Genomic DNA, 18,985 nt, shown 5'->3' on the forward strand with positions numbered 1-18,985 from the left:
CAGTGCAAACCGGAAACATCGACCGCCACAAGGTCCTCATAGCCAACCGAGGCGAGATCGCCATGCGGGTCATGGCCGCGTGCCGTCGCCTGGGGCTCGATTTCGTCTGCGTATGCACGGCCGCGGACAGGGAGTCCGGGCACGTCCGGCTGGCCCGCGAGCTGGCCGGGGACGGCGCGGTCCACACCATCTCCTCCTACCTGGACGCCAACGAGATATTCTCCGTGGCCGACGCGAGCGGGGCCACGGCCGTGCATCCCGGCTACGGGTTCTTCGCCGAGGACTTCCGCTTCGCCCGGCGCGTGGTCCGGCGCGACCGGCCCATGGAGTTCATCGGGCCCAGCTGGTGGGTCATCCGCGATTTGGGCGACAAGATCAACACCAAGCGCATCGCCCGCTCCCTGAACGTGCCCACCGTGCCCGGCTCGGACCGTCCGGTGTACAGCGAGATCGAGGCGGACGAGATCGCCTCCTCCCTGTTCGAGTTCCAGGCCTGCCAGGGTATCGTGGACGGGGTGATCATGGTCAAGGCCTCGGCTGGCGGCGGGGGCATGGGCATCGAGGAGGTCGGGGACATCAACGAGTTCCGCTCCGTGTTTCGGCGTATCCGCAACTACGCCAAGCGAAATTTCGGGGACGAGGGCGTGCTTATCGAGCAGCGCATCTTCGATTTCAACCACCTGGAGGTCCAGGTGGTCTCCGCGCGGGGAGGGGGGCAGCACGTCCATTTCGGCACGCGCAATTGCTCGGTCCAGTCCACGGGCAAGCAGAAGCGCATCGAGGTCGCGCCGGGTTTCGCGCCGGGCGTGGTCTCCTACACCTTCGACGCCGACCGGGTGCTGTCCGAGATCACGGCGCACTCCCTGGCCATGGCCCGCGAGACCTACTACGACAACGTAGGCACCTGGGAGTGGATCATCACCCCGCGCGGCGAGCCGTTCCTGATGGAGGTCAACACCCGCATTCAGGTGGAGAACGGTGTGTCCGCGGTCATCTCCAGGGTGAACGGCCAGCCGGTGGACATCATCACCGAGCAGATCCGCCTGGCCCTGGGCGAGCCGTTGCGCTACACGCAGGAGGACATCACCTTCGAGGGCGTGGGCATCGAGTACCGGCTGGTGGCCGAGAACACGAACAACCGGTTCACGCCCTGCGCCGGAACCATTACCCGGCTGGGCTGGCCCGAGCGCGACTGGCTCCAGGTCCACACCCACGTACCCACGGACGGCGCCTACGAGATCCCCATGGAATACGACCCGAACCTGGCCCTGGCCATCGTCTGGGGAAGCGACCTGGCCGAGGCCAAGGCGCGCGGGCTGGAGTTCCTGGACAGCCTGACCCTGGAGGGGGAGTGCGGCGGCGTTTCCAATGAATTTTACAGCAACGTCGAATACCTGAAGGCCAAGACCGGCAGGCTCCTGGAGTTCTGAGCATGGACAGGGAACGAAGAATTCAGGGCATCAGGGACCGCCTGACCTACATCAACGACATCTTCGCCAACCGCGAGGACGAGTCCATCCGGCTGCTGTCCGCCAAGTTCGGCGAGATGCTGGAGCGCCACCAGTCCGTGCCGGGCGGGGTCAAGCGCGAGGAACTGGCGCGCATCGAGGACCTGTTCGATTTTTCCGAGCGCAAGCTCGACACCACCCTGACGCCCATGGACCGGGTGCGCATCGTCCGTCATCCCCAGCGCATCTGCCTCAAGGACATCCTGGAGAACGTCTACGACAACTACACCGAGATCGGCGGGCGGGGCGAATACAACATCGACCCGAGCATGCTCATCGCACGGGCCGTGTTCTCCCGCAGGGTGGGGGACAAGGTCATCAACCAGATGGTCATGGTCATCGGCCAGGAAAAGGGCCACGGCGAAGCGTTCCGCAACGGCGGTTCGGTCAAGCCGTGGGGCAACGCCAAGGCGCTGCACTACATGAAGGTGGCCGAGACCGAGAACATCCCGGTGCACACCTTCGTATTCACCCCCGGGGCGTACCCTGTGGAGGACTGGCCGGGCGCGGCCCAGCAGATCGCCCGCAACCTGTACGAGCTGGCCGGATTGCGCGTGCCCGTGGTGGCCGTCTTCTCCGAGGGCGGCTCGGGCGGGGCCGAGGCCATCGGCCTGGCCGACCGCCGGATCATGCTCTCCCACGGCTATTATTCGGTCATCTCGCCCGAGGGCGCGGCGGCCATCGAGGCCGGGCTGCGCAGCGGGGACCGGACCACGCCCGAACTGATCGAGAAGTGCGCCCGCCAGCTGTGCATCACCGCCGACGACAACCTGCAAAACGGCTATGTGGACCGCGTGCTCAGGGAGCCGCCGCTCGGGGCCCGGCCGTCCCACTACGACTTTTTCCGCGAGCTCAGGCGCGAGCTGATCCAGACCACCAACGAGGTGGTCAGCTCGGTCAAGTCCATGAAGCTCTACCGGGCCATGGCCGTGCGCACCACCAAGACCGACGACGCCGAGTCCATCTACATGCGCTGGACCCTGTCGCAGTCCGCCCTGGCCCGGCTCGTGGAGCAGCGCCAGAGAAAATTCCGGGCCATGAGCCGAAACGCCCGCCTGGACGGCACCGGGGTGATCACCCGGGCCGTGGCCGCCACCAAGGGGACCATCTGGGCGACCCATTCCTTCCTGCGCTACGACCTGCTCGGCCGCCAGAAGAAGCGGCTCAACGCCATGTTCGAGGACCTCGGGGCCGAGGCCCATCTGGTTCGGCACAAGGTGCTCATGCCGCTGAAGAAGACCCTGGACAAGGTCCTGCCCGGTAACGGCAATTCCCAGCCCAAGGTGGGCGACGCCGTGGTGGACAAACTGACCCGGCTCTCCAGCCCGGAGGACGGGGCCTGCCTGGTGGGCAGCGAGTGGGCCTGGACCAGCCCGCGCAGCCAGGAGGACCGGACCATCTCCTGTCCCAACGTGCGCACCCACCATTGCCCGGACCTGTGGGTGCCGGACCTGTTCGGCGATTTCGCCGGGGTCTGCCCGTCCTGCGGCCACCATTTTCCCATGGAGTACCGCTGGTACCTGCAGAACGTCTTCGACTACAGCGAGTCCAAGGAGTTCAACCAGCAGTTGGAGTCCATCAACCCCCTGGGCTACGAGAAATTCGACACCAAGCTGGACAAGGCCAAGGAGCGTACCGGGCTCAAGTCCGCATGCATCACCTTCGAGACCTCCATCGAGGAGGTGGACGCCGTGGTGGCCGTGCTTTGCGCGCCGTTTCGGGGCGGTTCGGTGGGCGCGGCCGAGGGCGAGAAGTTCATCCGCGCGGCCGAGCGGGCCACGCGCAAGCGCCAGCCGTTCATCGCCTACGTGCACGGCACGGCGGGCATCCGCATCCAGGAGGGCGTCAACGGGGTCATCCAGATGCCGCGCTGCACCATCGCCGTGCGTCGTTACATAGACGCGGGCGGCCTGTACCTGGTGCTCTACGACACCAACTCCTACGCCGGCCCCGTGGCCAGCTTCCTGGGGTGCTCGCCGTACCAGTTCGCGGTCCAGTCCTCGAATATCGGCTTTGCCGGGCCCGGGGTCATCTCCGAGACCACGGGCATAGCCGTGCCGCCCAATTACCACAGGGCGTACCACGCCCTGTCACGCGGCCACATCCACGGCATCTGGGACCGTCGGGAGGTTAAAAAGAACCTCCACCAGTCGCTGCTGACCATGGGCGGGCGCAACCTTTACTATCGCTGATTTTTATGAGACACCCCCGAGCGCGTCCCGTGTTTCAAACAAACACGAATCGAAGCGTAATAGAGGATAAATAGTGCTAAATATCAAAGAGTTGCTCGATAAAGTCAAGGCGTCTCCCTACCGCGAGATCGTGGTCCGCGCCCCGCATACCGGGGTGGTTTCGTTCGCGTCCGTCAAGCCCGGCGAAAAGGTCCACGGCCCGCGCGGCGAGTTTCTGGAAAAGCCCGGCACCCTGTTGGCCCACCTGACCCGCGAGAAGAACGAGAAGCCCATCCTGGCGCCGGAGAAGGGCGTGATCGAGGCCGTGCACACCCGGCACGAGGGGCAGTTCGTGGAGGCGGGCGAGCCGCTGGTGACCATCAAGCATTACCTGACCCGCAAGGAAGTCATCGAACTGATCCTGCAGGAGGCCCTGTACCTGTTCCGCGCCCCGGAACGGGCCAAGTACTACTTCGTCCCCGAGGTGGACCAGAAGCTCAAGGTCTCGGGCAAGCGCTCGGTCAAGGTCCAGGACGGCATGGAATTTCTCATCGTGTCCCGCATGAAGCGGGAGACCCCCCTGGCCTATTCCGGGCCCGAGGGCATCATCTACTCCGTCTACTTCGGCCGGGGCGATAACGTGGACGAGGGCGAGCCCCTCATCGGCGTCTGCCCCGAGGACCAGCTCACGGTCATCCAGGATGTGGTGGCCCGTATCCAGAGCGAGTGGGAAGAAGAGGCGTAGGCAAACAGCGGAGGCGCGCCATGGGCAGATTGCTTCAGGTTCGGGTGTCGGCGTGGACGTACAGCGAGGACGAGGTGCGCAAGGCGTGGCCGTCCCTGTGGAAACTGGCCTGGCAGGACAGCTCCGTCATCCCCAAGAAGGGCGTCATGGAGCTGGCCGACGCGGTCTTCGACGCGGTCCGGGCCGGGCTCATCCCCGATAACCAGGCCAAGGCCCTGAAGGCGGACGCCGAAAAGGCCGACGAGTTGCGACAGGCCATTGAAAAGGCCCTCGGCGACTGGCAGCCCGGCGAGGCGGACAAGCTGACCTACGCCCTGGAAGATACCATGGACGCGCTGGAAGACATTGCCGCCGATTTTTGATATTGCTTTTCTGTAAGACGAACCATTGTCAGGTAAGGAGTTGAAATGGCTGGCAGTTTAAATAAAGTGATCATTGTGGGCCGAGTCGGCCAGGATCCGAAGGTTTCCTACACCGGCTCCGGTCAGGCCGTGGCGAACTTCTCCGTGGCTACGGACGAAGGATACCGCGACCGGCAGACCGGCCAAAAGGTCGAGCGCACCGAGTGGCACCGCGTGGTGGCCTGGCGTCAGCAGGCCGAGTTCGTGGGCAACTACATCGGCAAGGGCCGCCTGGTCATGGTCGAAGGCAAGCTCCAGACCCGCAAGTGGCAGGGGCAGGACGGCCAGGACCGCTACACCACGGAGATCGTGGCCGACAGCATCCAGGGTCTGGACCGCGCCCCCGACGGCCAGCAGCCTGCTCAGCAGGGCGGCTACCAGCAGCAGGGCGGGTATCAGCAGCAGGGCGGCTATCAGCAGAATCGTCCGCAGCAGAATCCCCCGCAGCAGAACGGCTATCCGCAGCAGGACGAAGAGGACCTCGGTCCCGCCTTCCCGTCCGAGGCCAGCGGCATGGACGACGTGCCGTTCTGATGAGCCGATGGCCGGTGCCGGGCATCCGGTCCGGTGCGGAGAACAAAAAATCGGAGGGTGGTTTCGGCCACCCTCTTTTTTTGCGCCTTTTGTTCGCAATGAAAACCCTACGCCTCGGGCAGGTCCGCGCCGAGCAACTCGGTGTATTCCGGGCCGAGCACGTCCGGGCGGTACAGGGACGGGAAGTAATAGGGCATGACGTGCATGGGCAGGGCCACCTTCAAGGGCGCGCGGTGGGACTCGGAGGTCAGCAGCCCTTCGTCCGTGAGTTGGCGGACGAGCCGCCGGGAGCTCGTCTCGCTCGTGTTCAGGATTGCCGGGACCTGGCCCCTGGGAACCCGCCCCTGCATGAAGACCGCCCGCAACAGGCGCGAGGCCCGCAGGGGGAGGCGGTCGGCGCTACGCTGCGAGCGTTCGCGCACGAACCACTCGATGCGCTGTTCAATCTTTTCCAGCCGCAACTGGTTGGTCATGAATTGGGCCTGGTCCAGACAGACGCCGAGGAAGAACTCGCAGAAGTCCGCCAGCCGTTCGTTCAGGGCCTCCGGGGTGTCGTCGGGCGCGGGGTCCACGGAAAAGAGGTTGATCATGTACTCCTGCTTGCGCCGGGATAGGCCGCGCGACAGGGACCACAGGTTGCCCCGGTTGATCTTGGAGCGGGCCATGAACAGGCCGGAGTGCAGGCGGCAGACGCGGCCGTTGCCGTCCCGAAAAGGATGCAGCCAGGTCAGCTGGTGGTGGGCGGCGGCCATGGCGATCAGCTTCTCGTCTCCGTGGTAGCGGCCCACGTCGTAGTCCTGCGCATATCGCTCCAGACAGGCGGGAAGGTCGGTGCAGCTCGGGCCGTGGGTTCCCGCGTCGCGGTGGACCGCCACCTCGACGTCGCGGAACTCTCCGGGCCGGACCTCGATGTCGGTGAAGCCGTGCTCCTCATGGGTGAACCGGTGCTCGGGCGGCAGGTGGGAGTAAAATTCGCGGTGGATGGTCCGCAGGGTCTCCGGCGAGCTGACGTTCGTCTCCGGGGCCTGTTCCACCCGGTCCATGAGCGCCTTTTCCGCGACCACGTGGGCCCGGCACAGCTCCTGGGCGTAGCGGCTGCCCGCGTCCCGGCTGTAGTGGCCGTTCAAGGCCTTCTGGATATCCGGGATATAGGTTTTATGGCCTTCGATGAGGTTGCTGTAGAAGGAATTGATCAGGCGCAGCTGGTCGCCGAGGACCCGGGCTGTGTCCAGGGCCACGCGGCCTTCCAGGGCCGCCGAAGTCGCGGTGACGTCCTGGGCGAGGTCCTTGAGGGGACCGAGGAGGGCTCCGTGGGGCAGTATCGGCTTCATGCCGCCTCCATTTGGCTGGTTTGTTGGCTGGTTTTAATCTGTTTCTACTAGTCTAGATATACATGATTTTATGCTCAGTCAATAGGGTGTGTCTCTGTTGGTTTGGCTGGTTTGTTGGCTGGTTCCGGATCGGCCGGCCCAGCACGGCCAGGCGACCCTAGGTGTAGCAGATGATGTCCTGGAACACGACGGTATCGGTGACCGCCCGGTACTGGTGGGCCACGTCCGCGTGGAAGCGGTGGGACTGGCCCGGCTTGAGCCGGTGCACCCGGCCCTCGTAGATCAGGTCCAGCACGCCGCTGATGGTCACCGCGTGCTCCACCACCCCGAACCGGTGGCCGGGGGAGCGCTGGTGGTGCCGGTTGGTCAGGGTGACCTCGAACATCTCCATGCGCGTGGCCGCGTCAAAGGGAAAGATCACCCGGATGGCCATGTTCCGGTCGTTGGGAAAGGGCACCTGGCGGAAGTCCGAGCCCCCCTCGGACGCGAAGAACGATGAGAAGGATATGTCCAGCCCACTGGCGATCTTCCACAGGGTGGCGATGGTCGGCGCGGATTCGCGGCGTTCGATCTGGCCGAGCATGGCCTTGGACACGCCGGTGAGCAGGGCCGCCTTGTCCAGGCTCATTTCCCGCTCCTTCCGGCATGCCTTCAGCCGTCCGGCTATGGATTCCCTGATGTCATCCGCTGCCATGGTTTCTCCTTGTGCGCTATAGCGTACGGTGATAGCTTCGATGAAATGCGTTATAACGCACAAAAAAGAGTTAGCAGGAGTCCGGCCGCCGGGCAAGAAGAACCGGTCCGGACCGGGAATACGAGGAGAGACCGTATGGAGAAAAGACTGAGCAAGAGCGCGCAAAGAGTGCAGGATTTCCTGTCTAAACAGGGAGATGACTTTGACGTCAAGGAGCTGGATTCGTCCACCAGGACGGCCGTGGACGCGGCCGGGAGCATCGGCTGCACCGTGGGGCAGATAGCCAAGTCCCTGATTTTTCGCGACGGGGCCACGGGCGAGCCGGTTCTGGTAGTGGCCTCGGGCGTGAACCGAGTGGACGCGGCCAAAGTGCGCGCCGCCGTCTCCCTGGAACTGTGCCGTGCGGACGGAAATTTCGTCAAGGATCGCACCGGATTCGCCATTGGAGGCATCCCGCCCGTTGCCCATGCGACGCCCCTGCGCACCGTGCTGGACAAGGACCTGAGGCAGTTCGCGGAGATATGGGCGGCGGCCGGAACGCCGCACGCGGTCTTCCGGCTCACGCCGGACCGTCTCGGGGCGCTCACCGGCGGCCAGTGGATCGATCTGCGTGAAGAAGAGTGACCGCCTGGTCGAAACCGCATTGCTTGCATCGACAGAAGGTTACCGCTGAAAGCCGTGTCTCGGGACGCGGCTTTCGCCTTTTGCGGCCCCGGTTCACTTTTATAGGACAGAAGGCCGCTTGGAGCATGATATTGTGACACACTTGGCCTATTTTGGTGTGTCAAAAAGAAACATATTGTAACATGTTGTAATTATGATGTTTATGTTGGTTCAGGCAATATATCTGGCAAGGCGACCCGGAAATCATGTCTGAAAGGGCACAATGACACACTGGGTGAAAACAGCGTAACGCCGTACTGTGCCTACATAAACATAATGGACCGATTCTTGCTCAAGAAATGAACCTTGCCGCGACGCGGCAGGCGTATGCCTCGGGTTCAGTCCCTTCGTCCGCAGAGGAAAAATCATGGCGGTGATCGAAGTGGTTGCGGGCGTTTTCCTTCCCCGGGTCGCCACGCGACCCAATCGGGGGCGCACCGGCGGATCGGGATCCGGTCCGCAAGTGGAAAAGTGACCGCATGTCCGTTTTTCGGATTCTCTCCTTTTTCAGAATGTTGCTGGAAAGGACCGTGGCTTCGGGCAGGCTTTTGCCGTGTTGTCGGGCCTGTCCGGAATGGTGTTGTGTTCGAAAAGTGCACACCTAACATAATGAAAAATATAGGCTAAATTGAATAGAGGTGGTTGACCTGGATCATTCAACGGAATAAGTTAGGTCCAAGTCGGCATAATAAAGGGTGTGCCGGAAAAGGTGGCTGACGAGCGTGTAAGGGGAGTTATACCCATTTATTATGCTTGTTTAGACATAATCATCGCTCATGTAAGCAATGATAAGCCGGGCCGTCCCGCGGCAAGGGGCGGCGGACCATATACGGAGTCTTTAGTGGAGGAGTAATGAAGACCGTACCAGTACAGGATGCCGTGGGCATGGTGCTTTGCCACGACATGACCAAGATCGTCCCCGGGGAGTCCAAGGGGCCGGTGTTCCGCAAGGGACACGTCATAATGGAAGAAGACATCCAGACGCTGCTCGAGATAGGCAAGGAGCATATTTACGTCCTGGATATGGAAAAGGGCTGCATCCACGAAAACGAGGCCGCCCACCGCATAGCCAACGCGGCCGTCGGCCCGAACATCACCCTGTCGGACGTGTCCGAGGGGCGCATCAACTTCATCGCCGATCCCGGCCTGCTCGACGTCAACGTCGAGGCCCTCAACCGCATAAATTCCATCGAAGAGGTGGTCCTGGCCACCCTGCACACCGGCCAGCAGGTCACCGAGACCCGTCCGGTGGCCGGCACCCGCGTGGTCCCGCTGGTTATCGACGAGAAGAAGATCGAGCAGGTGGAGGCCATCTGCGCCGAGTACGACTACGTGGTCGGCATCCGGCCCTTCCGGCGGCTGTCCGTGGGCCTGGTGACCACCGGCAGCGAGGTCTACCACGGCCGCATCAAGGACAAGTTCGGCCCGGTCATCCGCAAGAAATTCTCCACCCTCGGCTCCGAGGTCATGGGCCAGACCCTGACCTCGGACGACCCGGCCATGACCCGCGACGCGATCATGGCCTTCATCGCCGGGGGCGCGGAGATGGTCGTGGTCACGGGCGGCATGTCCGTGGACCCGGACGACCAGACGCCTACGGCCATCCGGCTGACCGGCGCGGACGTCATCACCTACGGTTCCCCCACGTTCCCCGGGGTCATGTTCATGGTCGCGGAATTGAACGGCGTGCCCATTCTCGGGCTGCCCGGCTGCGTCATGTACTACCGGGCGTCCGTGTTCGATCTGATCGTCCCGCGCCTGCTGGCCGGGGAGAAGATCACCCGTGAAGACATCGTATCCTTGGGGCATGGGGGATTCTGCGCGACCTGCGAGGTCTGCCGCTATCCCATCTGCCCCTTCGGTAAATAGATCAAGGTTCCTTGGGAACCCAACCTATCTGCGAGACAGAGAGAACAAATTAGGAGGAAAACTGTCATGATCAAACGGACGCTCCAAGTAAACGGAGTCTCCAGGGTCGTAGTGTGCGAACCTGAAGAGTCCCTGGCCAACGTGTTGCGCCAGAACCTGGGACTGACCAGCGTGAAAGTCGGTTGCGGAACCGGCCAGTGCGGCAGCTGCACCATCCTGCGGGATGGCAAACTGGTCCGGTCCTGTACCGTGAAGATGAAACGGGTCAAAAACAGCACCCAAATCATGACCCTTGAGGGTCTGGGTACCCCCGGCAGCCTGCATCCCATCCAGATGGCCTGGATCGCCTTCGGCGGCGCGCAGTGCGGCTTCTGCTCGCCCGGCTTCCTGGTGTCCACCTACGCGCTTCTGACCGAGAACCCCAGCCCGACCCGCGACGAAGTCCGCGACTGGTTCCAGAAGCACAAGAACGTATGCCGCTGCACCGGCTATAAACCGCTGGTCGACGCGGTCATGGCCGCCGCCGAAGTCATGCGCGGCGACAAGTCCATGGACGATCTCATCTTCAAGATCCCCGAGGACGGCCGTATCTGGAATACCCATTATCCGCGCCCCTCCGCTGTGGCCAAGGTCACCGGCACCTGGGACTTCGGCGCCGACATGGGCCTGCGCCTGCCTCCCGGAAGCCTGTACTGCGAGCTGGTCCAGGCCGAGGTTTCCCACGCCAACATCCTGTCCATCGACGTGACCGAGGCCGAGGCCGTTCCCGGCGTGCACAAGGTCGTCACCCACAAGGACGTCAAGGGCAAGAACCGCATCACCGGTCTGATCACCTTCCCGACCAACCTCGGCGACGGCTGGGATCGTCCCATCCTGTGCGACGAGAAGATCTTCCAGTACGGCGACGCCATCGCCATTGTCTGCGCCGAGAGCCCGGCTGCGGCCAAGGAAGGCGCGGCCAAGGTCAAGGTCGAGCTCGAGCAGCTGCCCGAGTACATGAGCGCTCCCGCGGCCATGGCCGAGGACGCCATCGAGATCCATCCCGGCACCCCCAACGTCTACTACATCCAGAAAGAGGCCAAGGGACCGGACACCAAGCCCATCTTCGACGCCGCCGACGTGGTTGTCGAGGGCGACTACTACACGCAGCGCCAGCCGCACATGCCCATCGAACCGGATGTCGGGTTCGCCTACATCGGGGACGAGGGCAAGCTGGTCATCCACTCCAAATCCATTGGTATCCACCTGCACATGCTCATGATCGCTCCCGGTCTGGGCGTGGAGCCCGAGAACATGGTCATGGTCCAGAACCCCACGGGCGGCACCTTCGGCTACAAGTTCTCCCCGACCATGGAAGCGCTGGTTGGCGCGGCCGCCCTGGCCACCGGCCGTCCGGTCTACCTGAACTACACATGGAAACAGCAGCAGCAGTACACCGGCAAGCGTTCGCCGCAGTTCACCACCGTGCGCCTGGCCTCCACCAAGGACGGCAAGCTGCTCGGCATGGAGACCGACTGGACCGTGGACCACGGCCCGTACTCCGAGTTCGGCGATCTGCTGACCCTGCGCGGCGCGCAGTACATCGGCGCGGGCTACGACATCCCGGCCATCCGCGGCGAAGGCCGCACCGTGTGCACCAACCACTGCTGGGGCGCGGCCTTCCGCGGCTACGGCGCTCCCGAGGCGGAGTTCCCCTCCGAGGTGTGCATGGACGAACTGGCCGAGAAGCTGGGCATGGATCCGCTGGAACTGCGCTACAAGAACGTCTACCGCGAAGGTTCCACCACCCCCACCGGCCAGGACCCCGAGGTCTATTCCCTGCCTGAGATGATCGACAAGGTCCGTCCCAAGTACGAGGAATTCAAGAAGTACGCGGCCGAGAACTCCACCGATGCCAAGAAGCTCGGCGTGGGCGTCTCCGTAGGCGTGTACGGTTCCGGCCTGGACGGCCCGGACACCGCCGAGGTCGACATCGCCCTGAACGAGGACGGCACCGTGACCGTGTACTCCGCCTGGGGCGACCACGGCCAGGGCGCGGACATGGGTACCCTGGGCACGGCCCACGAGGCCCTGCGTCCCCTGAACCTGACCCCGGATCAGATCCATCTGATGATGGGCGACACGAGCTTCGCTCCCGCGGCCGGTCCGGCCGGCGGCAGCCGCTCCCAGGTCGTCGTGGGCCAGGCCACCAAGAACGCCTGCGACCAGCTCGTGGCCGCCATGCAGAAGCCCGACGGCTCCTTCCGCACCTATGCGGAAATGGTCGCCGACGGACTCGAGCTGCTGTACCACGGCAAGTGGAGCGCTCCGGCCAACGACTGCGACGCCAACGGCCAGGGCAACCCGTTCTGCTGCTACATGTACGGCGTGTTCCTGTCCCTGGTTTCCGTGGACACCGCCACCGGCAAGACCACGGTCGAGAAGATGGTCACCGTGGCCGACATCGGCGTGGTCAACAACTACCTCCTGGTGGACGGCCAGATCCACGGCGGCGTGGCCCAGGGCATCGGCCTGGCGCTGACCGAGGACTACGAGGACATCAAGAAGCACTCCAACATGGCCGGCGCGGGCATGCCCTACATCAAGGACATCCCGGACGACATGGAGATCATCTACGTGGAGACCCCGCGTGCCGATGGTCCCTTCGGTGCTTCCGGCGTCGGCGAGATGCCGTTGACCGCTCCGCACGCTGCGGTCATCAACGCCATCTACAACGCCTGTGGTGCGCGTATCCGCCACCTGCCCGCTTACCCCGAGAAGGTGCTCGCCGCCATGAAGGGCTAGTGTAAAACCGTAACAACAGCGGCCCATGCCTTGGCATGGGCCGCTTTTTTCCGTAAGTGGGGACCCATGGAACAATCGGAACTGAGACAATGGGAAAGCAAGTGTATTCAGGAGGAACCGCCCAAGTGCGTGGCGGCCTGTCCCCTGCATGTCGACGCCCGCGAATGTTGCTCCCTGCTGGCCGCGCGCCGCGTGGACAAGGCGTGGGCCGTGTTGGCCAAGACCATGCCGCTGCCCGGTGTCCTCGCCCGGATATGTGACGCGCCGTGCAAGGCTGCCTGCCTGCGCGGCGAGAAGGGCGGTCCCATTGAGATGGGCTCCCTTGAGCGTTTTCTGGCGGGCGCGGCCCAACCGGCCAAGCCGCCCCGGCCCCTGCCGCGCAACGGCAAGACCGTGGCCGTGGTCGGCGGCTCCATGACCGGCCTGTGCGCGGCCTGGGAGATTGCCCGCAAGGGGTTCTCCGTGACCGTGTTCTGCGACGCGCCCGAGGTCGGTTTCGACCTGCCCGAGGGAGTGCTCGGCAGCGAGCTGGAGGCCATGGACCGCATGGGCGTGACCATCAAACAGGAGGTGACGCTCAGCCAGGAGCTGGTCGAAGGCCAGCTGGAGGCGTGCGACGCGGTCTTTGTGGACTGCGACGGCGTGCCCGAACCGGTCTGCTACTTCGGCGAGCCGGACGAGGTCACCCTGGGCACCAACCGGCTCGGGCTGTTCGCCAGCCGCGCGGGCGAGGCTTCCCCGGTGTTTCAGGCCGCTGCCGGTAGGCGCGCGGCCAATTCCATCATGCGATTTTCCCAGGGCGTGTCCATGGTCAAGAGCCGCGAGCTCGAAGGACCGTACGACACGCGCCTGTACACCAACGTGTCCAAGGTCGAACCGGCCGCGCCGGTGCCCGTGGGCGACGGGTACGACGAGGCGCATGCCGTTGAGGAAGCCGCCCGCTGCCTCAAGTGCGAGTGCATGGAGTGCGTCAAGGGATGCGTCTACCTCAAGCACTACAAGCAGTACCCCAAGGTCTACGTCCGCCAGGTCTACAACAACGAGGCCATAGTCCGGGGCACGCGCCAGGCCAACAAGATGATCAACTCGTGCATGCTCTGCGGATTGTGCGACACGGTCTGCCCCGAGGACTTCGCCATGGGCGACGTCTGCCTGGAGGCGCGGCGGAACATGATCGCAAAGGGGACCATGCCGCCCTCGGCTCACGAGTTCGCCCTGCGCGACATGGCCTTTGCCGACGGCGACAAGTGCGCCCTCGCCCGGCATGCGCCGGGCGCGGATTCGAGCGAATACGTCTTTTTCCCCGGCTGCCAGCTGACCGCCACCGACCCCGGCGGGGCGGAGCGCGCCTATGCGGACCTGCGCCAGCGGCTGGGCAAGGTCGGGCTGATCCTGCGCTGCTGCGGCGCTCCGGCCGCCTGGTCCGGGCGCGACGCGCTGTTCAAGGAGTCCCTGGCCGAACTGAAATCGGCCTGGCAGGGACTCGGCTCGCCGCGCATCATCGCGGCCTGTCCTTCCTGCATCAAGATTCTGCGCGAAGCCATGCCCGAGGCGGAGATCGTTTCCCACTGGTCCATCCTGAGCGCGCTCGGCCTGCCCCAGTCCGCTGTGAAGAAGGGCGGGACCCTGGCCGTGAACGACCCGTGTGCGGCCCGCGAGGACGGCGCCCTGCGTGGCGACGTGCGCAACCTTCTGGATTCCCTCGGGGTGTCCGTGGTCGAGCCGGAGTATACCGGTGAGCTGACACAGTGCTGCGGCTACGGCGGCCTGCTCAACGAGGTGGACCCGGCCCTCGGCCAGGCCGCGGCCAAGGCGCGAGCCGACGCGGTGGATGAGGATTACGTGACCTACTGCGCCATGTGCCGGGAGATGATCGCCCGGACCGGCAAGACGGCCGTGCACCTCTACGACCTGGTTTATCCGGGCGCGGAGGGGGCGGGCGCGCGGCCTACGCCGGGCCATTCCGAGCGGCGCGAGAACCGCGTCCATCTGCGCGAGAAGTTGTTGCGCGAACTGTGGAGCGAAACGGACGGCGCACCGGCCGAGCCCTTTGAAACCGTTCGGTTTATTTGCACTGAAGCGGGCGCGGCGGTCATGGAGGAGCGGCGCATCCTGACCAGCGACGTACAGAAGGTCCTGCTCCAGGCGGAACAATCCGGCAGACATCTGGTCCACGGCGAGACCGGCCGTTTCCTGGCCTCGTTCCGCCCGGCCGTGGTGACCTACTGGGTGGAATATGAACAGACGGACGACGGGTACCTGGTGCACGACACCTGGTGCCATCGCATGCAGATACAGGGAGGGCAGCCATGAGCATGATCAAGGTACCGGGAACCGGAGCCGACGGCTGGCGGTGCGGCCCCTGCGACGAGGACCTGGCCATGAAACCGGTGGAGCTGACCTATCTCAACTCCCAGTTCATCGTGGAACTGCCCACCTGCCCCAAGTGCGGCTATGTGTACATCCCCGAATCGCTGGCCCTGGGCAAGATGCACCAGGTGGAGCAATTGCTGGAGGACAAGTAGCCGTGTCCCTTGCGCCGCGCCCGTTGTGGGAGCGTGAGGAACTGCGCGCCGTTGCCGGGGAGACGCTCCGGCCGGGCGGGTTCGCGCTGACCGACCGGGCGGCCGACCATATCGGCCTGTTGCCCGGGCAGCGCGTCCTGGACGTGGGCGCGGGGCTCGGAGCCACCGTGGCCCGGCTGCGCTCGCGCTACGGCGTTCAGGCCTGGGGCGTGGAACCGTCCGCCGATCAGATCTGGCGTGCCGACGGCGTGCCTGGACTCGTCCGGGGCTATGGCGACCGGCTGCCTTTCCGGTCCGGGACGTTCGACGCCCTGTTTTGCGAGTGCGTCCTGTCCCTGTTCGACGACCGGCCCGGCGGGCTCAAGGAATTTTATCGGGTGCTGAGGCCCGGCGGGGCCCTGGTCCTGTCCGACCTGTGCGCATCCGGTTCCCCCGTGGGCGGCGGCGCATCCTGCGCGGACCGGGCCGCTCCACTGGCCGAGATCGCGCGTCTGGTCCGCGACCACGGCTTCACCATCGATGTGCTGGAGGACCATTCCTCCCACCTGCGTGATCTGGCCGCCCGTCTCGCCTGGACCGGCGAGGGGGCTTCCTGCGGCTGCGGGCGGGGGCTTGGCTATTTTCTGATGATCGCGCAAAAGCAAGGAGCCTATTGATGCTGGACGACACCGGACTCCGGGTCATGGAATTGGCCGGGAAAGGATATTGCTGCAGCCAGATGATGGTCCTCATGGCCCTGGACGAGATGGGGCGCGAGGACCCGGACCTGGTGCGGGCCGCCGGAGGTCTGTGCGACGGGTTGGGCGACTGCTCCGGGCCGTGCGGCGTGCTCACCGGGGCGACCCTGGCGCTCGGCCTGTACGCGGGCAAGGGCATGGACATGGAAGAGCCTAAGGAGTGTCTGCCGGTGATGATCGAGTCCCTGCGCGACTGGTTCACGGAGCGGACCCTTGAATACGGCGGGACCACCTGCGCGGCCATCCTGGACGGCGGATGCGGCCAGCCCCATCCCACCCGCTGCGGCGGGCTGATAGGTGAGGCCAACGCCAAGGTCCGCGAGATCCTGGTGGACAACGGGCTGGACCCGGCCGAGGGACGCGAGTTGCCGTGAGCCTGAGCCCCAGGAGCGTCTGCCCGGTCTGCCTGAAACCGATTCCGGCCCGCCACGAGACCGCCGGCGACGAGACCTTTCTGATCAAGACCTGCCCGGACCACGGCGATTTCCGCACCGTGGTCTGGCGCGGCGAACCGTCTTTCGATTCCTGGGCGCGGCCCAAGGTCCCGTCAGGACCGCGCACGGCGTTCACGCCTGTTGAGCGGGGATGTCCGCTGGACTGCGGGCTGTGCGACGCCCACCGCCAGCATACCTGCACCGCGCTCATCGAGGTCACATGGCGTTGCGACCTGGGCTGCCCGGTCTGCTTCGCCTCGTCCGGCAAGGCGGCTCCCCCCGATCCGTCCATGGGGGAACTGGGCTTTCTGTTCGACCGGGTGGAGTCGGCCTCCGGACATTGCAACATCCAGCTCTCGGGCGGGGAGCCCTCGGTGCGCGAGGACCTTCCCGAGATCATCCGGCTGGGCAAGTCCAGGGGATTTCCGTTCATCCAGCTGAATACCAACGGGCTGCGGCTGGGGCGCGAACCGGGCTACGCGGCCCGGCTGGCCGAGGCCGGGCTGGACTCGGTCTTCCTCCAGTTCGACGGCACCGAGGACCGTATCTATCAGGCCCTGCGGGGCCGCCCGTTGCTCGAGACCAAACTGGCGGCCCTGGACGCCCTGGCCGGGGCCGGGGTGGGCATCATCCTGGTGCCCACGCTGGTGCCGGGCGTCAACGACGGCAACCTCGGCGAGATACTCCGGCTGGCCGTGGACCGCTCCCCGGCCGTGCGCGGGGTCCATTTCCAGCCGGTCAGCTATTTCGGGCGCTACCCGAAGCAGCCGGGGGACGACGAGCGCATCACCCTGCCCGAGATCATGCGCGGCCTGGAGGCCCAGACCGGCGGCATGCTTAGGGCGGGCGACTTTCGGCCACCGGGCTGCGAGCACGCCTTCTGTTCCTTCCACGCCAACTACGTGGTCACCGGGCAGGGCGGTTTAACCCGGCTCTCATCGGGCGGGGCCTGCGGATGCACGCCGCGCCCGGCATCGGAAGGGGCGGACGCGGCCAAGGCGTTCGTCAAGCGCCAGTGGAGTGCGCCGGACCTGCAACTGCCCATGGCCTTTGACGCCGACCCGGGCGGCCCCGTTACCGGCGGCCCGGAAGACGCCCTGGACGCCTTCATCCGGCGGGCGGCCACCCACACCCTGGCCGTGTCGGCCATGGCCTTCCAGGACTGCTGGACCCTGGATCTGGAGCGGCTCAAGGGGTGCTGCATCCACGAGGTCTCGCCGGATGGTCGGCTTATCCCGTTCTGCGCATACAACCTGACGTCCATGGACGGCGAAACCCTGTACCGGGGGAAGTGTCATGGGACGAACGAATCTTGATTGCTGGTTGGCCGGGCGCATGGACCGGGACACGGTCCCGTCCGCTTCCGAGCTGCGCGGCTGGCTGCTTGAGCGGCTGAGAGAACTGGTCGACCACGCCCGGCAGGGCAGTCCGGTCTACAACCGTCATCTGTCCGGCGTGCGCGGCGCGGACCTGTGTTCCCTGGAAGACTTTTCCCGGCTGCCGATGATCACGCCGGACCACCTGCGGGACAACCCGGACGCGCTGCTCAGCGTGTCCCGCGACGCGATCGAGCGGGTGGTCACCCTGTCCAGTTCCGGGACCACGGGCGAGCCCAAGCGCATCTTCCATACCGCAGACGACCTTGCGGCCACGGTGGATTTCTTCGGCTGGGGCATGGCCAACATGGTCGAGCCGGGCGGCACCGCGCTGGTGCTCCTGCCCGGAACACGCCCCGGCGGGGTGGGGCAGCTGCTCGATGAGGCGTTGTCGCACCATGGCTCACGGGCCGTGGCCTCCGGCGAACTGACGGACGCCGGGGAGGCCGTGGACCGCTGTCTGGCGGAGAATGCCACCTGCGTGGTCGGTTCCCCTGCCCACATCAACTTGTTGGCCCACGCCTGGGAGGCGCGCGGCCTGCCCAAGGGGGCGATCCGGTCCGCACTGTTGTGCTGGGACGTGATCCCGGATGCGGTCCGGGCGAGCGTGGCCGGGCGGCTGGGCTGCCGGGTCTTCCGCCATTGGGGCATGATCGAGACCGGCCTGGGCGGGGCCGTGGAGTGTCGGCTCGGCTCGGGCATGCACCTGCGCGAGACCGACGTCTACGTCGAGATCGTGGACCCGCACACGGGCGCGCTGCTTCCGGACGGCGAGTTCGGCGACATGGTCGTGACCACGCCGCTCAAGCTGGGCATGCCGCTCATCCGCTACCGCACCGGCGACGTGGGCCGCATCCTGGCCGGGGAGTGCGGCTGCGGCAGTCCGTTGCGTAGGCTGGACCCGTTGGTCAGGCGCAGGCGCGACGGCGTGCCGCTGCCTTCCGGGCCGCTGACCCTGCGGGAGTTGAACGAGATTTTGTACGGCGTGCCGGGGCTGGCGGACTTCGCGGCCCGGCTGGAGGGAGACACGCTGCACCTGACCGTGTGCGGCGACGTCCCAAAGGAGACCGTTCTGGCGGCCCTGAAGAATTTGCCCGTGGTGGCCGGGGGGCTTGCCAACGGGAGCCTTGAGGTGGATATCGAGAACAGGCGAGGCGCGGAACCAGCCGTTGCCGGTCTGGAAAAGCGGCGCATAGCCATAGGGAGTTGATTG

At 65.4% G+C, this 18,985-nt stretch carries 16 protein-coding genes; 14 read left to right on the forward strand and 2 right to left on the reverse strand.

All coding sequences use genetic code 11. The features are described 5' to 3' along the window. Positions 1-2 precede the first annotated feature (2 nt). From ACR42D_RS07365 to ACR42D_RS07385, 5 genes are all read left to right on the forward strand, one after another. Positions 3-1,430, forward strand: coding sequence for a biotin carboxylase N-terminal domain-containing protein (locus ACR42D_RS07365; RefSeq protein WP_484566181.1), 1,428 nt, complete (start codon positions 3-5; stop codon positions 1,428-1,430). Between the two features lie 2 nt (positions 1,431-1,432). After that, positions 1,433-3,700, forward strand: coding sequence for an acetyl-CoA carboxylase carboxyl transferase subunit alpha/beta (locus ACR42D_RS07370; protein WP_484566182.1), 2,268 nt, complete (start codon positions 1,433-1,435; stop codon positions 3,698-3,700). Positions 3,701-3,773: 73 nt separating this feature from the next. After that, the gene (locus ACR42D_RS07375; RefSeq protein ID WP_484566183.1) at positions 3,774-4,424 is read left to right on the forward strand and encodes a biotin/lipoyl attachment domain-containing protein; all 651 of its coding nucleotides are present in this window, start codon (positions 3,774-3,776) and stop codon (positions 4,422-4,424) included. A 20-nt stretch (positions 4,425-4,444) separates the two neighbouring features. Further along, on the forward strand, positions 4,445-4,786 hold the full coding sequence (locus ACR42D_RS07380; protein WP_484566184.1) for a hypothetical protein: 342 nt from the start codon (positions 4,445-4,447) through the stop codon (positions 4,784-4,786). A gap of 45 nt (positions 4,787-4,831) precedes the next feature. Continuing rightward, complete coding sequence (locus tag ACR42D_RS07385; protein WP_484566185.1) at positions 4,832-5,359, forward strand: single-stranded DNA-binding protein; 528 nt, start codon at positions 4,832-4,834, stop codon at positions 5,357-5,359. 107 nt (positions 5,360-5,466) lie between these two features. Here the strand turns inward: ACR42D_RS07385 and ACR42D_RS07390 are convergent, their stop codons facing one another. Continuing rightward, complete coding sequence (locus ACR42D_RS07390) at positions 5,467-6,690, reverse strand: Fic family protein (protein ID WP_484566186.1); 1,224 nt, start codon at positions 6,688-6,690, stop codon at positions 5,467-5,469. A gap of 157 nt (positions 6,691-6,847) precedes the next feature. Further along, complete coding sequence (locus ACR42D_RS07395) at positions 6,848-7,384, reverse strand: helix-turn-helix domain-containing protein (RefSeq protein ID WP_484566187.1); 537 nt, start codon at positions 7,382-7,384, stop codon at positions 6,848-6,850. A 135-nt stretch (positions 7,385-7,519) separates the two neighbouring features. On the opposite strand from ACR42D_RS07395, the gene ACR42D_RS07400 reads away from it, so the two are divergent. The 9 genes from ACR42D_RS07400 (at position 7,520) to ACR42D_RS07440 (ending at position 18,982) form a co-directional block, all read left to right on the forward strand. Then, positions 7,520-8,008, forward strand: coding sequence for a YbaK/EbsC family protein (locus ACR42D_RS07400; protein ID WP_484566188.1), 489 nt, complete (start codon positions 7,520-7,522; stop codon positions 8,006-8,008). Positions 8,009-8,899: 891 nt separating this feature from the next. Then, a complete protein-coding gene (locus ACR42D_RS07405; RefSeq protein WP_484566189.1) occupies positions 8,900-9,916 on the forward strand; it encodes a molybdopterin-binding protein in 1,017 nt (338 codons plus the stop codon). Positions 9,917-9,982: 66 nt separating this feature from the next. Further along, positions 9,983-12,700, forward strand: a complete 2,718-nt coding sequence (locus ACR42D_RS07410; protein WP_484566190.1) for a molybdopterin-dependent aldehyde oxidoreductase — start codon at positions 9,983-9,985, stop codon at positions 12,698-12,700. 66 nt (positions 12,701-12,766) lie between these two features. Continuing rightward, positions 12,767-15,013, forward strand: coding sequence for a pyridine nucleotide-disulfide oxidoreductase/dicluster-binding protein (locus ACR42D_RS07415; protein ID WP_484566191.1), 2,247 nt, complete (start codon positions 12,767-12,769; stop codon positions 15,011-15,013). Continuing rightward, the gene (locus ACR42D_RS07420; RefSeq protein WP_484566192.1) at positions 15,010-15,225 is read left to right on the forward strand and encodes a DVU_1557 family redox protein; all 216 of its coding nucleotides are present in this window, start codon (positions 15,010-15,012) and stop codon (positions 15,223-15,225) included. Before ACR42D_RS07415 ends, ACR42D_RS07420 begins: the two co-directional genes overlap by 4 nt. A 2-nt stretch (positions 15,226-15,227) precedes the next feature. Next, entirely contained in the window at positions 15,228-15,881 is a 654-nt protein-coding gene (gene trsM, locus ACR42D_RS07425; RefSeq protein WP_484566193.1) for a DVU_1556 family methyltransferase, read from the forward strand. Beyond that, complete coding sequence (locus ACR42D_RS07430; RefSeq protein WP_484566194.1) at positions 15,881-16,336, forward strand: DVU_1555 family C-GCAxxG-C-C protein; 456 nt, start codon at positions 15,881-15,883, stop codon at positions 16,334-16,336. Before trsM ends, ACR42D_RS07430 begins: the two co-directional genes overlap by 1 nt. Beyond that, positions 16,333-17,712: a radical SAM (seleno)protein TrsS gene (gene trsS / locus ACR42D_RS07435; protein WP_484566195.1), complete on the forward strand. Its 1,380-nt coding sequence runs from the start codon at positions 16,333-16,335 to the stop codon at positions 17,710-17,712. Before ACR42D_RS07430 ends, trsS begins: the two co-directional genes overlap by 4 nt. Then, a complete protein-coding gene (locus ACR42D_RS07440) occupies positions 17,693-18,982 on the forward strand; it encodes a DVU_1553 family AMP-dependent CoA ligase (protein WP_484566196.1) in 1,290 nt (429 codons plus the stop codon). Before trsS ends, ACR42D_RS07440 begins: the two co-directional genes overlap by 20 nt. Positions 18,983-18,985: the final 3 nt, after the last annotated feature.

The sequence above is a fragment of the Pseudodesulfovibrio sp. lm2024 genome (assembly GCF_051175575.1).
Taxonomy (GTDB): Bacteria; Desulfobacterota; Desulfovibrionia; order Desulfovibrionales; family Desulfovibrionaceae; genus Pseudodesulfovibrio; species Pseudodesulfovibrio caledoniensis.

Coding starts and splice junctions, on each gene's coding strand:
- ACR42D_RS07405 (WP_484566189.1), top strand. CDS start 8,900: ATGAAGACCGTACCAGTACAGGATGCCGTGGGCATGGTGCTTTGCCAC.
- ACR42D_RS07370 (WP_484566182.1), top strand. CDS start 1,433: ATGGACAGGGAACGAAGAATTCAGGGCATCAGGGACCGCCTGACCTAC.
- ACR42D_RS07415 (WP_484566191.1), top strand. CDS start 12,767: ATGGAACAATCGGAACTGAGACAATGGGAAAGCAAGTGTATTCAGGAG.
- ACR42D_RS07440 (WP_484566196.1), top strand. CDS start 17,693: ATGGGACGAACGAATCTTGATTGCTGGTTGGCCGGGCGCATGGACCGG.
- ACR42D_RS07410 (WP_484566190.1), top strand. CDS start 9,983: ATGATCAAACGGACGCTCCAAGTAAACGGAGTCTCCAGGGTCGTAGTG.
- ACR42D_RS07430 (WP_484566194.1), top strand. CDS start 15,881: ATGCTGGACGACACCGGACTCCGGGTCATGGAATTGGCCGGGAAAGGA.
- ACR42D_RS07385 (WP_484566185.1), top strand. CDS start 4,832: ATGGCTGGCAGTTTAAATAAAGTGATCATTGTGGGCCGAGTCGGCCAG.
- ACR42D_RS07390 (WP_484566186.1), bottom strand. CDS start 6,690: ATGAAGCCGATACTGCCCCACGGAGCCCTCCTCGGTCCCCTCAAGGAC.
- ACR42D_RS07395 (WP_484566187.1), bottom strand. CDS start 7,384: ATGGCAGCGGATGACATCAGGGAATCCATAGCCGGACGGCTGAAGGCA.
- ACR42D_RS07400 (WP_484566188.1), top strand. CDS start 7,520: ATGGAGAAAAGACTGAGCAAGAGCGCGCAAAGAGTGCAGGATTTCCTG.
- ACR42D_RS07420 (WP_484566192.1), top strand. CDS start 15,010: ATGAGCATGATCAAGGTACCGGGAACCGGAGCCGACGGCTGGCGGTGC.
- ACR42D_RS07380 (WP_484566184.1), top strand. CDS start 4,445: ATGGGCAGATTGCTTCAGGTTCGGGTGTCGGCGTGGACGTACAGCGAG.